The organism is Candidatus Nitrosocosmicus agrestis (assembly GCF_008389435.1).
Lineage (GTDB): Archaea > Thermoproteota > Nitrososphaeria > Nitrososphaerales > Nitrososphaeraceae > Nitrosocosmicus > Nitrosocosmicus agrestis.
Window position 1 is genome coordinate 19,471 of record NZ_VUYS01000016.1, and the last position, 14,546, is coordinate 34,016.

Annotated in this window: 11 protein-coding genes; 5 read left to right on the forward strand and 6 right to left on the reverse strand. The window is 32.3% G+C overall.

Annotated elements, in window-relative coordinates; genetic code table 11:
- Positions 1-2,334: 2,334 nt before the first annotated feature.
- The gene (locus F1Z66_RS10650) at positions 2,335-2,901 is read left to right on the forward strand and encodes a hypothetical protein (RefSeq protein WP_149863603.1); all 567 of its coding nucleotides are present in this window, start codon (positions 2,335-2,337) and stop codon (positions 2,899-2,901) included.
- Positions 2,902-3,097: 196 nt separating this feature from the next.
- Here the strand turns inward: F1Z66_RS10650 and F1Z66_RS10655 are convergent, their stop codons facing one another.
- Positions 3,098-3,823, reverse strand: coding sequence for a copper resistance CopC family protein (locus tag F1Z66_RS10655; protein ID WP_159357448.1), 726 nt, complete (start codon positions 3,821-3,823; stop codon positions 3,098-3,100).
- A 232-nt stretch (positions 3,824-4,055) separates the two neighbouring features.
- Between F1Z66_RS10655 and F1Z66_RS10660 the strand changes: the two genes are divergently transcribed.
- Positions 4,056-4,670 (forward strand): hypothetical protein, encoded by a 615-nt coding sequence (locus F1Z66_RS10660; protein WP_149863605.1) that lies wholly within the window; start codon positions 4,056-4,058, stop codon positions 4,668-4,670.
- Between the two features lie 105 nt (positions 4,671-4,775).
- Here F1Z66_RS10660 and F1Z66_RS10665 read toward each other — a convergent pair whose 3' ends face one another.
- On the reverse strand, positions 4,776-4,958 hold the full coding sequence (locus F1Z66_RS10665; protein WP_149863606.1) for a hypothetical protein: 183 nt from the start codon (positions 4,956-4,958) through the stop codon (positions 4,776-4,778).
- 2,662 nt (positions 4,959-7,620) lie between these two features.
- On the opposite strand from F1Z66_RS10665, the gene F1Z66_RS10670 reads away from it, so the two are divergent.
- Complete coding sequence (locus tag F1Z66_RS10670) at positions 7,621-8,046, forward strand: hemin-degrading factor (RefSeq protein WP_149863607.1); 426 nt, start codon at positions 7,621-7,623, stop codon at positions 8,044-8,046.
- Positions 8,047-8,082: 36 nt separating this feature from the next.
- Here the strand turns inward: F1Z66_RS10670 and F1Z66_RS10675 are convergent, their stop codons facing one another.
- A complete protein-coding gene (locus F1Z66_RS10675) occupies positions 8,083-9,117 on the reverse strand; it encodes a DUF6925 family protein (RefSeq protein WP_149863608.1) in 1,035 nt (344 codons plus the stop codon).
- A 418-nt stretch (positions 9,118-9,535) separates the two neighbouring features.
- Positions 9,536-10,207 carry a DUF4443 domain-containing protein gene (locus F1Z66_RS10680; RefSeq protein ID WP_230207525.1) on the reverse strand — a complete coding sequence of 224 codons (672 nt, stop codon included), beginning with the start codon at positions 10,205-10,207 and terminating at the stop codon, positions 9,536-9,538.
- A gap of 606 nt (positions 10,208-10,813) precedes the next feature.
- Here F1Z66_RS10680 and F1Z66_RS10685 point away from each other — a divergent pair.
- Both F1Z66_RS10685 and F1Z66_RS10690 read left to right on the forward strand, forming a co-directional pair.
- Positions 10,814-11,032, forward strand: coding sequence for a CbtB domain-containing protein (locus tag F1Z66_RS10685; RefSeq protein ID WP_149863609.1), 219 nt, complete (start codon positions 10,814-10,816; stop codon positions 11,030-11,032).
- 41 nt (positions 11,033-11,073) lie between these two features.
- Positions 11,074-11,799, forward strand: a complete 726-nt coding sequence (locus F1Z66_RS10690; RefSeq protein WP_149863610.1) for a CbtA family protein — start codon at positions 11,074-11,076, stop codon at positions 11,797-11,799.
- A 277-nt stretch (positions 11,800-12,076) separates the two neighbouring features.
- On the opposite strand, the gene F1Z66_RS10695 is transcribed toward F1Z66_RS10690, so the two are convergent.
- Both F1Z66_RS10695 and F1Z66_RS10700 read right to left on the reverse strand, forming a co-directional pair.
- Positions 12,077-12,898, reverse strand: coding sequence for an adenylate/guanylate cyclase domain-containing protein (locus tag F1Z66_RS10695; protein WP_230207526.1), 822 nt, complete (start codon positions 12,896-12,898; stop codon positions 12,077-12,079).
- A 422-nt stretch (positions 12,899-13,320) separates the two neighbouring features.
- Positions 13,321-13,674, reverse strand: coding sequence for a hypothetical protein (locus F1Z66_RS10700; RefSeq protein ID WP_149863611.1), 354 nt, complete (start codon positions 13,672-13,674; stop codon positions 13,321-13,323).
- Positions 13,675-14,546: the final 872 nt, after the last annotated feature.

Below are 14,546 nucleotides of genomic sequence, written 5' to 3' on the forward strand. Positions count from 1 at the left end.
CATCTTCGTATATACATATACGTATGCAAACGTATAAAATCACATCTAATCTCAAGCTGTTGCTTTACAGGATAAAAACAAAACTCTTTTCAAAACCCAAACCTAGTGAAGTTAGTACTTAATCTATCTCTATTTTTTTGTATTCTGAATATTTTATCATATAGTCATCTTATCAGTGAATTCTGATCGTAATAATATGTCTAATAATTTAGTAGTCGCATTAACAAGGTCAACTATTCAAAAACAATATAGTATAGTTTTGCCATTTCTGTCTTAGGTAAAACAACAAATTGTTAGCACCATCTGTATACTATATATCCATTCTCCCAGAGTGACGCCGTTATATTTCACTTAGTAAAACAAGCCTTTTTATTTTGACATACAGTAAGGTTTTTTTATTTGTAAAATTCACACTTGATAAATATGACACCTATTAATATTTTTTTTAAGAGAAAATCAAAAGTCTCAACGCCAATTATTGTTTTATCTGCGATATTTTCTCTCACGGTTTTGTTAACATTTGGTATAGGAAATAATCCTTATCTAAATCCCAATATTGCTGCGGCTCAACTTTCAGAGAACATGGAAATTATCAATAATAACATATCATCAGTACCTCATGATGTAAAAGGACACGAGGGTCATCAAGTCGTAAAGTTCTTGGGAGATGGTCTAGAGGCAAATAACCATGTAGGAGTAGTTTCATTCAACTCATCAAAGCCTGTGGATATTATAGCCTATTCAGAAATTGCAAACAATAACAGCACTACTACTGCTGCAAACAATAACAGCACTACTACTGCTGCAAACAATAACAGCACTACTACTGCTGCAAACAATAACAGCACTACTACTGCTGCAAACAATAACAGCACTACTACTGCTGCAAACAATNATAACAGCACTACTACTGCTGCAAACAATAACAGCACTACTACTGCTGCAAACAATAACAGCACTACTACTGCTGCAAACAATAACAGCACTACTACTGCTGCAAACAATAACAGCACTACTACTGCTGCAAACAATAACAGCACTACTACTGCAAGTACCCCAAAAAAGATTTGGTATACTGAAACTAATCAGTTCGAACCAGAAACTCTATTAAAGAATGTTTCAAATGGTTCTGTTAATTTTGATAGTAATGGTATTTTAGCTCACCGACCCTCAAACGATACGTTCTTTGTAAACTTCACCCTTAGCAATCAAGTGCAATAAATACTTTTAGGAAACTCAATCTTTTTCTTTGTTATTTAATTTAGATGCAATTGCATACTTTAGTTACATTAACTATTCGAGAAATCTATAACTAGAAATATTGTATAATACTATTTTATACACGACAGTCATAAGCAGGGATTCATTATTTTAAATCAATAGAGATTTACTATTAGTGTCATTAGATCCAACACCTAAATTCCTATTGCGATAAAAAATAATGTTTATTGCCACAGGTAGTAAATAATGACAACGATTAGATAGATCTAACGATATCACTATCCACTACCATGAAGAGTATTTGACTTTATTTGCATTTGTTTCGGTGTTAGCGTCAAGTCATTTATTAAACAGTCTTTTCATGTTGTGATTTATAACAATTGTTGTACATTCAACGAATGTAATAATAAAGATTCTTGATCAGGATACATCTATGTTTTGATAATGATACGAAATAACTAATTTCATCATTGTATAGTTTCTAATTATTGAATTTTTTGTTACTGTTATACTGTTTAGAGAATGACCTATCTAGAGTAGGTGGGCACATTACAAAGTCCATATACAACGAAGGTGACTGACTCTTGGTACTTGTATTTTATTAGCTTCAATTTTTGTATATTTTTCTGATTCTTCAAATACAATATATCTATTGTATGTTTACCATGTTTTGACAGATATTGTTAGTTTTAATATTTCAATATATATGACTTTTATTTCGATACCTTCGCGTAGAAAACTGAGAAGTACCTGATTACGATTCGCAATTTTTAGCTTTGTGTTTCTTGTTGCAATGAAATTCTCGACTTGTTATATTTAAGTAATATTTCAAGGATTTTTTATGTCCCTTGGATTGAAATAGACATTTCGTATATACCGCTAACATGTATATTATTTGGTATGTTTAGAGTTTTTAAAAGGAAACTAGAAACAATGACTGAATAATTCTGTAAAAATATTCTCTTATAGACCCTCCATAACAAAGGTATGTTAATTGGTACATTCGATGAATGAACAAAGTAGGTTTTATACTTAAATGTTCACAACAAATTAACATTGACCAATCGAATTCCTCGCAATCTGGTCCTTGGTTTAGTGATTATAGTAGTTTTAATGGGAACATCAGTTTTTCAAAATTCATTTGCCCATCAAAGAGCATTGTACTCGATAAATGGTAAGAACTATCTTATGGAAGTCGAGATGACCAACGAACCAGTTGCTGTGGATGACAAGACTAACATCGAACTTTCAGTTGGTTCACCAAATATGACTATTCCCATGGATCCAGAGGCTAATGGTATTGTCCCTATAACTGGGTTAGAGAATTCACTTAAGATGGATATTCAAGCTGGGAATAAAACTCTCACATCTGACCTAGAACCTGCCTTTGGGAAATTGGGCGTATATGAGTCTCAGACATTTTATCCAACCATTCCCACATCCTATAGTTTTAGAGTGTATGGCGAAATAAATGGTACCCAATTTAATGATACTTTTGGATGCAACCCAATCATGGGAGAGGATGCTCCCCCAGACAATTCAACGATCAAGATTTCAAATGAAGTAGAAAGAAAAGCATTAACTGGTGGATTGGATTGCCCTGCAGACAGAGTTGGATTTCCAGAACCATACATATCTCAATTTGACTTGGCCAAATCTCTAAATGAAAAACGACAATAATTTTTTTTTACAAGAGATTATAGCAATTTGACATGTCTAAATCACTTAAATAAGATTTGCTAGTTCTTACTGACGCAAACACGCAAACTCACGTAACAGAAGCAACCAATTTACTTACTGTTTGAATGCCTGATAATAAATTCTCTTTCACAAATTGTAAAAAAATAAAGATCGATTTGATACTATGACTAAAAAATTATTTCATTATAGGTACCTCAAAATTCTCATTAATGTCATACTGACCTATCCTTTGAACTGTAGTTTTCACTTGCCATTCTCCTTCCTGACTCAAATAACTCCCTTGAAGAGAATAATTTCCACTGTGTGTTTTATTCATGGTGTCGCCTATTGGGCCAAGATTCTTTTCGGCATTAGTAAACTGCAAGAAAATGTTTCTAATGTTTTCAACATCTGTACCGTTTGTGTAATGTACGCCTAAACTAAATGTATTTAGACCTGGCTTAGCTGGATTTACATTAAAGTCAAGGACAACGTTATCCTGTGTGGTTATATTTTTGGAAAATCCGGAAGCTTGAGTTGTATTTGTTTGAATCCCTTGACTTGAATTCTGTTCTGCCTTGTTATCCTCAATTGTAAATACATAAGATCCTTTTGTAATATGACCATCGTCTTTGGACAGGACAGCCCAATTTACTGTATATATGCCAGGAACGACCTTTGAACTGTCGAGAGATACTATTAATGTTTTATCTGAATCGCCATTCTTCAAATCATTTTTATCTACTCTCTCGTTGTTTTGATCAATTACTTTAATGCTACTTGCCCTTATTTCTGGTCTTTCTGTGAAAGTGATGGTAACCTTATCTGGCGATGAATCAGAAGATTTGAGGACTTGATTTGGTGTAGGACTATAAGTTGTAGGACTTGCATGGCCATAAACTGGAATATACGAAATACTCATCCCAACTATATACAGAATTGCAAAAAAGACTACAAAGAGAAATTTCATCTGTATATATGATTAGGCAACAAATTTTATAATCCTTGTTGTACAACCTTCGAAGGTTTTATTAATACCTATGGCACTAGATTTTGTCGCCAAACCTCTAAACCCAAGATGAAATAAAGATATTAAATTTCTATTCGATTTTTGTACAAAAAACATTATAATGTTATATATGATAAAATCTGCGATGAATAGTATTCCTTACGTAGTCCTAGGAGTTATCTTGGCAGTCTCTATGCTAATGACTCCAGTAGTACAAATGTCTTTTGCTCATCAAAGAGCATTATTTGAGATAAATGGTAAAGATTATTTGTTTGTGGTTGGGTCACTGAATGAGCCTGCACAAGTTGACGATAAAACAGGTGTTGAATTTAGAGCTATTTGGCCTAATGCTACCGACCCTACTAACTCTAGAGCCAATGGCACTCAACCAATTACCGGTCTTGAAGACATGTTGAAAGTAGAAATTCTAGCCGGTGACAAGAACATGACATCCAACCTTGAACCCGCATTTGGAGAATTGGGAAGCTATGAATCCGAGCCATTCTACCCAACTGTTGCAACTACATATGATTATAGAATTTATGGAAACATTAATGGAACTAACTTTGATGTGACATTCTCATGCTTGCCCTCTGGCGAAGAAGGCCCATCTGACAACTCTACAGTTCAGATTTCTGATAACGTGGTAAGAAAAGCATTATTGGGTGGATTTGGATGCCCTGAAGACAGAGTTGGATTTCCAGAACCTTATATATCAAATTATCAAATGAGTCAAGAGTTAAACAAGACGGGTAACTGATAGGCTAAATCAAATTGAATTTTTTTTATGAATAATTCAATTTTTCTTTTTTATAATTTTTTTAGAATACTTGTTTAAATCCTCTTAATATCGTATCTTTGATTCTCATTTTGTTATTAATTTTGAATAATGTACAACAAATATTATACATTTTTGATATGCAAAATAATTGAGATTTATTGTAGGGATACTCCTTTCCTTATTTGGTTGTACTGTATCCTTGTCAAATGTCGTCCAGTTATGATATTCACAAAGTCGTCCTACAGGTAAATTATTGTTTGGAGGCATAGTGATACACCATTGTATTATACTCGGTGAGAAAAAACCATGTAGTAATAATATAAAACCAGTCTCTTTCAGAGATGGATATGGCCTGCTTAAATACTAATACAAATAATAACTTGGAGATAATCTATTAATACAAAATATCCTTTTCGCTGAATTTAATTGGTTGGTTGATTAGTATCTAAGACCTTCTGGCTACTTGTGGTCCCTGGCATAGGACGAGCTTTTGTTTATCAGTAAGAATTGGCTCAAAAGCGATGAAAAACTACAAAATTCTAGTAAAGGTTTAAATATATTTTATTTTATAGAGCAGAGTATTTTAGCTAATTTTAGCGTCGCTGGTTGACCTTTTTATATAGTGTAATTTTATCAAGCTTCACATACAAACGGGATATAATGCTCAATAGGTATTCTATTTGATCACTATTTCTATAAAATTTCCTAATTACTTTTCATACAAGCAATGATAAAAAATCAGACCTACTTTTGACCGAATTTCCACCAAATTAATACTTATTTTGCCGATTGTGCTGATCTAAGTCAAGAATTGGAAGTAACCTCTACATATATTCAAATTCAAATTCAAATTCAAATTCAAACCTAAAGGTTAATTCATTATCTTTTATTTCCTAATATTTTAATGAGCTCAAAATTACTTCATAGTCTAGATACAAAGTATTAGACATTACTTGATACATTCTTCTTGTAAGCACTTTTTAACCATATTGGCGTGATGACGGTGTTAATGGCAACCATGATAATTATGGATGTATAAATATTCGACAATAACATAATCCGTGATAACTCACTTTGGAACCATCAAACCAACCTTTCCTTTTCAAATCTTTCCAATACTACTCATTGATTGTGTTTTATTCTTAAAATTTTGAGGGAGGGTATCCTATATCCGGCTATCTTTGTCAATATCACTATTGCTATTATTATTGCTGAGATAACTAGGGCCTCAAAATTGATCCTTCACAAATCTACTTGGGCACCAATAACTGCGAAATATAAAGGAGCAAAAATAAATTGTAACCTTTGAGCATATTCACATACCTGTTTGATTAATCGGCAGATGCTACTGCCATCCCTGCTGCAAATTCACCAACAATGGAAAATAACTTATGTATGACGCTATTCCGTCAATATCAATGAAATTGGCTATTGTAATTCCCTCGATATCTTCCTACGAACGCCAAAGCTTCTCTGCGTGAAGAAATATTCATGGAATTATGGACCGCAATCAAAAGTAGCACTATAAATAATCCTAGAATTTTTAACAATAGAAATGCTAGGTTGACTGTGTTGGAGATACATCATGGGATAGAATCATAGCAACCTCCCCCGATAATATGACCACTGCCAAGATGTTGTCTACTATCACCTCTCTCAGAATAAGCCTCTCTTCCTTTGAATTTATTTTTCCTAATTCTGTTAAAATTGAATAGAAATTGCTATGTTAGAGGCAGTTAACAAGATTACTACTAGCAGTATTTCAAGTTCATGCCATATAGTGTGAGAATAAAAGTTCACAAAAAATCACAATATTACACCAAATGCACTAATCGTAAAAGAGGCTACGCCGTCTTAAAGAAAGTCTTTATTGATTGAAAATCTAAATCCATAATAAATAATATTATTACAGCAGCAGGTATCTATCCTACATGTTTGATAATTTGAGCCAACATCAATAGTGGTTCGCCATCATAAAGTGGATGTCTCAAGTGCGAAAGGGCAAAATATAATGCCTGCCTATTACTTGCCCAAAACTACCGTTAGATTAATTCTATGAAAAAGATCTAAAAATTTTGGCACTAAAGAGCAAAATTGAGAGCGAAACGATAATATGTACAAATTCAGATTTACAGCCATCTCCCACGTGATGTATAATTTTGCGTTTTTTACATAATATATTGGTGTTAGCATGTAAGCCAGAAAATATTGCTGATTGTATGAAGATAAATTTTAAAGTAGACATTGGTATATCATCCCAAATATAGTAAATCCTAAAGTATTGTCAACAGTTCTTTTAAATTTTGTATTGCTGAGTATCAGAAGCAATATAGTCTTCCCTGGTTCGATTATTATCTTGTTACAGTTGTATTCAATTTTGTTCCTTCTCAAATTTATATGATACATTAGACAAGGATGAATAAATCGGTAAGTTGGATTAGATGTTAAAAGTGATGTCTAAACTTGGTTGTTTAAATTAGCTTGCTTAAATTCAATACGCGCACCAAATAGATAATGCAAAGACTATTTGCAGAACAAAATGGTCGTTGCCGCACCGTTTTATTGCAATGCGATAAAGTACTCGAAATATAAAGTGTATTATTATTTTTAGTGAAATGTACAAATATAATAATTTTTTTTGTTGTTTTGCGGGTTAATCCAAATGATATTCCCATCTCATTTTGTGTAAGTTAAAGACCCAATTGTATCAATATGTTTAAACAAATACAGAAATACATCAAAGAAATTATACAAAACATAAGCACAATTAATATTTATAAAATAATGATAGTGTAGGTTCTAATATGCAGGAATAAAAGATATCGAATAATATATTTTTAATTTCAAATACAATAATGGCACAAGGCTCTTTCAGTTCAGATTGTCTAATTTAGATAATTTTATTTAGTGATGCTATCTAAAAAAAGATGTGGTCAATATCGGATCAATATCATTTGAGGATATTTTCAAAGATGTACTATTTCTTGAGAACATTATGATCTCGATACGAAACGATGGTGGAGTAGCAGAATTAAGAATTGATAGAAATACCCCCTTCAGAGTTAATGGTCAATACGCAACCATAGGTGATGAAAAAGGATCGTGGCATGTACACATCAATACAACTCAAGTTCGGGAAGCAAAGTTTGTTATTGAAGAGAAGGAGAATGGGAACAAAAGTTATAGTCTAAGATTCTTTAACTCAAATAATTCTCTAGTACTTCGGGTAAATTTTATGAAAATGTATACTTCTGACAACGTTCCAATTCAGGAGAGTTTAATTCAATACAATCGTTTATTTGCAAAATATGGTGGAAAAGAATTGTTAACACTAACCCCTCCCCAAGTAAGTTAATTATTATTAGTTTTTTTTTGATTGCTTCAAGGGTCATCACTTGATGATCTCAGGAGCAAATTTCATTGCCCAACTCTTTAAAATTGGAAAATTAATAGCGTTCAATTTTTCCAATACCTCTAGTCCTCTCTTACGATACATACTTTCATAACCATTATCACAAACTATTTGAGCCAAGATAATTCTGATAATGTCTTGTTTGGAGAGTTTATCATACATATTTACTATTGAAGCGATATCATCTTTTCTAAGTAAGTCAGTAAGCATGTTCTTAAAAGTAATTTTCTCCTCAAAACCAATCTTATCTCCATATTTTTTTAAGAGTTGTTGAAAATCATCTTTCTCGAATCCAAGCCATTCTTTGTAATTTCCATTACCATCGATTGCTCCTCCAATTGGATCCACTTGTATTTGAGAACTAAGTTCTTCGTTAATCGGATTAGGAAAGATAATTTTTCCTAAAATTATGTCAGGTAGTAGATGGGTATGGGGACCATCAACTTCATCTTTATTTGGGGCAATTTTTTGTTTAACTAGTATTGAAGCAAATTTTGAATCAAATAAACGATATGGTGAATACTCTACAATTACTTCCAAAAATTTAGGGTCGTCAATGATACTCTGTCCTTCCTTTTGTTTCAAATGGTATTGGAGATCATCGTTATTTACGATAATTTTAGCTTGAAAATCACGATATCCAATTCCGAGATCCCAAATGATGCCACTGATGTTGTTTTTTTTATACTCTCCTATCTGCGTCAATGTGTTTCTCACCGGTAGTTCTGATTCTTTTTTAGGCACGCAAAGATAAATGTTCTGAGACCAAGGCGAACATTTGTAGCTTGCATTTTCTGTTACTACTGCAATTAATGAGTCACTCATTTTAACTTCTAAAATTCCTCTTTCTGTGATTGCGATCAAAGTCTTGGTGTCGTGATCAAACACGCGTTGAGTAAGTTCACCTGGTATAACAGAAAACTCGGCAACAGCACCATTTCTAACTATCGCCCAACTCGATCGCCTGTCTGTGGAGGCATTTTGTAATAGCTGCTTAAGGTAGGTATCAATCACAATGTATCATAAATTACTAGACCTAAAAATGGATCTATCGAAATTGGTCTATTATTTCATGGATAAAGTATAACGTACATAATCATCATGTGCGCCGAATTAGTAAGCCGTAATTTTAATTCAAGACAAATCAAAGAAGGCCATGAATTAGGCATAAAAGATGATTAGATCAAAAAAAAATAACATTCAAATCGTGATAAAAAATTGTATCGAATCTCTGAATCCCATTATTTCATGCATCAGAAAGATTCAGTCAAGTGTTTTTAGTGATATATCGAAGTGGTTGATTTGTTTACCTTGTGTCCGTAAAGACAACTTTCATACTATTTGCATCTTTAACTTAATTAAAGGAACTAGAAATATTAGCAAATCATCCTAACTACTCAAACTTGCGTATTGGTATGTTTGGAGGTATTATTTAGTATGAATTATTTAATGCAATTTTCGAATCTATTTCTTTATGGTCCACGTGATTTTGTAGTGTATATAACGCTGCTGCTTTTGAGGCCAGCTCAGCTATTATATAACTTGAATTATCGCTTGCGATTATTATGACATCATCATTAATTGGATTTAACTTGTCTTTTAGAATCCTTTCGACATTTTTCTCATACTTTAGAGCGTTATAACTCGAACCTGGAATCAAAAATTTTCCATCCTTAAAAATTAATGTTGTGGCTCCTTGAGCCCCCATTTTGATGGCTGCATCTCTTTGTTCAACGCCTTGCTTAATTGCGAATTTTAAATGTCTTAATAATATTGCGTAATTAAACTCAGATACAGAAATATTACTTTTAGGTATCTTTGATTCAGAGCAAATATATTTAGACATTTCTTCAAAAATCTTTCTACCTCGATCCGACATGGTTGTCCCCTTGTTTGTAGTAATAATCATTTTCTCCATTTTTAGGTGCTTAATCAAGGTCTTTATTGAACCCTCGCCAAGTTCTAATTCTTCAATTAACAAATGTCTGCTTACAAAACCTTCTCGATTTATTAGTTGCAAGGCTTTAAACACATGAGCCGAACCAAAAGATAATGCTCTACTAGGTGCATATCTACTCGAAATGGAATTAAGAGTATTTATCACCAGATGCACATCTGTATAACAAGTAATACCGCAAGATTAATGTTATCTTTTACATACCTATTCCGATTGTAATTGAAGATTGGACACACAAAAATCTGTTATTTTGAACAAAGCCTCAACCTACTCTTCCCTGCAATCCAATTCGTGATAGAAATAAATAGACTGTAAGCAAGTCTTTTAAAATAATTGCTTCATTAAATCTTACGTTAAACCTTATAACAAATTAAATGAAATTGACAAAAGAATATGACAGGTGTTTTAATGGATTTATCAACACCATTTTGTTCTCAAAGCAATCAATAACTAATTTCAAAGACAACGCCTTTAATTAGCAAACAGCCTATGCTATAAGTTGAATGCGTTCTCATTATTCTATAGTTTAAATTAGAAATGCTGGATGGTTTATCCAATAATTAACCATTGTTTCATATTATTACCATTAAACAGATCAAATTGTTTAGATTTACGTTTAAATTTTCGCACCAAATTCTATATCTTGCAAAACTTTTACCTAAAGATCAAGAATCTATAAATTTGATATTCAAAGTTTATTTGTTGGATAAACAATACAATAATTTATATAGTTCTGTAGTCATCTAGGTTGTTATGAGTTCTCAACATGGTCTGAGGTTAATTCAAAAAGATCAAACTCCCAAATTAGCTATTGTGGTGTTAGCGATAGTAGCAATTCTGAGTATTTATATAGTTGGTTACGATCAGGGACAGCTTTTCAGTTTGGCTCAAGGTAACGATGCATATCAATCAATGTGGCTTCATGAATTTACACATGATATTAGACATGCAGCCGGATTTCCTTGTCATTGACGCAGATATTACTTTCCTCGAAATCTGTTTGGTTATAAATCATGAATTCTTATAATTTTATTTTTATCGCTCTTTTGGCTGGTGTTCTTGCAGGGCTCATTCTAGCTGGTGTAAACTATTTTGTAGTTGAACCTTATATAGATCAGGCAATAGGGATTGAGGTTGACAATAGTATTGCTGCAGGCGAGCCTGTCAATTACGAAGAATTAAATACTTATAGAATTTGGCAAAAGGATGGAACTTTTGCCGCAGGTGCATTTCTTGGATTGTCATATGGGGCAATATTGGGAATAGCATATGTTATCTCTCGAAAATATATTCCATCATATGATGACAGAAAGAAGGCGTTGATACTTGCTGCCGTTATGTGTCTGACGTTATATGTTATTCCGTTCATCAAGTATCCTGCTAATCCTCCCGCAGTTGGCGATCCAGAAACCATTGGATTAAGAGATACATTGTATACTAGTTATCAGTTAACCTCGGGATTAATTACAGTTGGACTATCAGTTTTACTAATAAAGATGAGATCGATAAACAATCTCAAATATTTGATACCTATAATTTACCTAGGGCTAATTGCTTTTATTTATGCGGTATTTCCCTCAAATCCCGATTCTATAACTGCTCCAATGGATTTGGTAAATGCCTTTAGAACAGCTACATTCAGTACTATGGTAATGTTCTATTTAGTTATGGGGGGAATATTTGGGCTTTTATGGCACAGATTTAAACCACACGAACCGACAAGAGTAGAAGCGAGATAATACATCACTTTCTTTTTACTTTTAAAACACATATTTATAGAAGCTGACCCTTATAGTTTTACCTTTGACTTGTCCTTAGTTTTGACAATTAATTTAGAAACAATTCAAGATAACTTTATTTGTAAACTTTATTTTATTTGAAAACAAGATTTGTCATTTTTATATTGTATTATTCTGCATATCCAAAAAAAGAATCCATTATATCAAGTTCCAAGAACAAATCAATTCAATTAACACCAAATTTTTTGTATCTATCTAATACTAATCTCTCTTCTGATTATTTTAAACCATAAACCTTGTACGGCTCTCCAGTTTTAATATCAATATATTTCCAATCATTATTATCAAATAAAACTTGTTTAAATTTAGATTGAATTTGAGGATGCAAAAGCTTGAAAACATTTTCTCCCACTGATATTCCATTTGGTGATGTGATAGAGGTAATTTTTGAAGTAACATTCATAGTATATCCTAGGATATCTATTTGTGAACTCTTATCGTATCCATATTGAAAGACAATGTTTTCACCTTCATCTATTCCTATTTTTACCGCCAGACTCGGAAAGTCATGCTTGCTTAATATAGGATTGATACCATCTCTAATTATGTTAATCATAGACTTGGCACATCGAAATGCATTATCACAGGTCAAATATTTATTGAATCCTGAAGGAAAGAAAGCGATGACTGCATCGCCAGCATATTTTAATACATAGCCATTTGAACTCTCTATCACTGATGATAATTCGTGAGAAAATGCTCTCACAATAGTTACCAGTTTTTCTACAGGTAACGTCATACTCATCTTGGTGGAACCAACTAAATCTGCATACATGATTACAAAAGAGACTTTAGTGTCAACATGTTTAATTAAATAATCTTGGCCTCTTTTGATAGAGGTATTGTATTTGTATCTCTCTTTAATAGCTCCCCATAACCTGTCCTGCCTCAAATGAAACAAGGTTTTTAGGTCGAATACTTCGTTGTCACTAGAAAAAGTGTTGCTTTTTTTGTATATTATATCTTCAAGGACTCGTCTATCTTCATCATCAACTTCATTTTTATTCTTTGTGTCATTATCGTTACTTTTCTCATTCACAGATTATTTCTTAAAATTATCGTTTAAAAAGATTTATACGGCTTCCATTTGGATCTCCTACTGTTGAATCAATTCCTTACATCAAAATGAGAGTCAGTGTCTACTCAATGTTGAACCTAATGAGTAAGCAAAATGAGATGCCTCACAAACCAAAAAACTGGAAGGCTGATTGGATAGAAATAAACTCAAAATAGTTCAAATCTGTTTTTTATAAATCAGCACATCAAAATCTTTCACACTTCGTCCCAATATGATTATATTATAGCATTAGATCATACTAACTAATCTCTGTATTACTATACAGAGTAACAAAAACAATGTTAATTAAAAAAGGTTCAAATCAGTTAAAACCCCGACAAATAGTCCGATCTTACTTTATAATTGGGATCTACTCATCTTTTTTATCTGGACTTATCTTTAGTCTACTCTTGGACTAGTTTCAGGGCACTACTGATTATGTTGCCATGATCGGCATCTACTTCAGTTGTAACCACTAATAGATGATCATCATCTATTGGAATCGTTATACGTTTAAGTTTTTCATATTCAGTCATTGCATAAATGCCTCTACCAGTCTTGCTTATTAGTGATTTCCTTAAACCCCATCTTCCTACAGCTTGCAAATTGGATTTTTGTGATTCTTGAGGCGAAAGCAGACTAGTCAATCCTTCTCTCATACCACCATGTTTAGTCTCACCATTCTCATCGCAAATTCCTGCAAAGCGGACCTTCGAATCAATTGCTAATATGCTCTTACAAACCTGATCGTAATCCATGTCTGTATAAAAGAATACCTTGTATTAAACATATCAATGGAACAATAAAATGAGCCATAATCTCTTAATTTTATTAAATTATTTTGAACTGAGACTATAATAATTTAAAATTAATTTATGAAAATGGAATGTAATCCAAAAATATACGAAAAAGTCAAACTAACTATCGAGATATACTAATTGGTTTGTATGTCAAAGAGGTGCATTAGAGTATATCTGTAGTGCAAAGCGCGAAGCGTTATTTAAAATAACATTACATTTCATTATATATATTACTATATGGAAGACTTGTTTTCTTAATAAATCCTTATTTGTAATGCATAAGCCCATTGTTTGGTTTCATTGAGAAAAAGTTCAAAAAAAGATCATCAATCATAACTCGGTCTATTTTGAGGATATATTACGATCCTAAAAAAATGATGTGATGTATTGTAACTTATTAATGATCAAATAGTAAGCTTTATTATTATTTTATTTAGGAATAGATTTGAATATATGTGCACGAATTATCCTTGACTATTCATTGCAAGTCATGAGTACTAGTTCCTGAGTAGCATTTGTAAAATCTGTTTTTGTCTGCGTAGCACCATTTTTCGTCTTTTATTTCTGTTCTTTATTCTAGTTAATTGTGTTTTATGAATCATAATACTGCAATGTACTCTAAAAGTTCATCATCTTTAACTTAGGTTGGTTTAACTAGTTTGATTAAAAAAATTAAAAAGACAAGCTTGTACTTTTTATTCTAATGAGGCAACTTAATTCTGTGTAACCCTCTATGTATGGTCCAAGTGTTACAACGTTATCAAAAATGGTGGTATCATTCTTCTTCATGTATCTTATAATTGGTCAAATAATTTATTTTTTTGATTTTT

Excerpts from the sequence above, each read along its gene's own strand:
- F1Z66_RS10650 (WP_149863603.1), top strand. The coding sequence starts at position 2,335 with ATGGGAACATCAGTTTTTCAAAATTCATTTGCCCATCAAAGAGCATTG.
- F1Z66_RS10655 (WP_159357448.1), bottom strand. The coding sequence starts at position 3,823 with ATGAGTATTTCGTATATTCCAGTTTATGGCCATGCAAGTCCTACAACT.
- F1Z66_RS10660 (WP_149863605.1), top strand. The coding sequence starts at position 4,056 with ATGAATAGTATTCCTTACGTAGTCCTAGGAGTTATCTTGGCAGTCTCT.
- F1Z66_RS10665 (WP_149863606.1), bottom strand. The coding sequence starts at position 4,958 with ATGCCTCCAAACAATAATTTACCTGTAGGACGACTTTGTGAATATCAT.
- F1Z66_RS10685 (WP_149863609.1), top strand. The coding sequence starts at position 10,814 with ATGAGTTCTCAACATGGTCTGAGGTTAATTCAAAAAGATCAAACTCCC.
- F1Z66_RS10690 (WP_149863610.1), top strand. The coding sequence starts at position 11,074 with ATGAATTCTTATAATTTTATTTTTATCGCTCTTTTGGCTGGTGTTCTT.
- F1Z66_RS10700 (WP_149863611.1), bottom strand. The coding sequence starts at position 13,674 with ATGGATTACGATCAGGTTTGTAAGAGCATATTAGCAATTGATTCGAAG.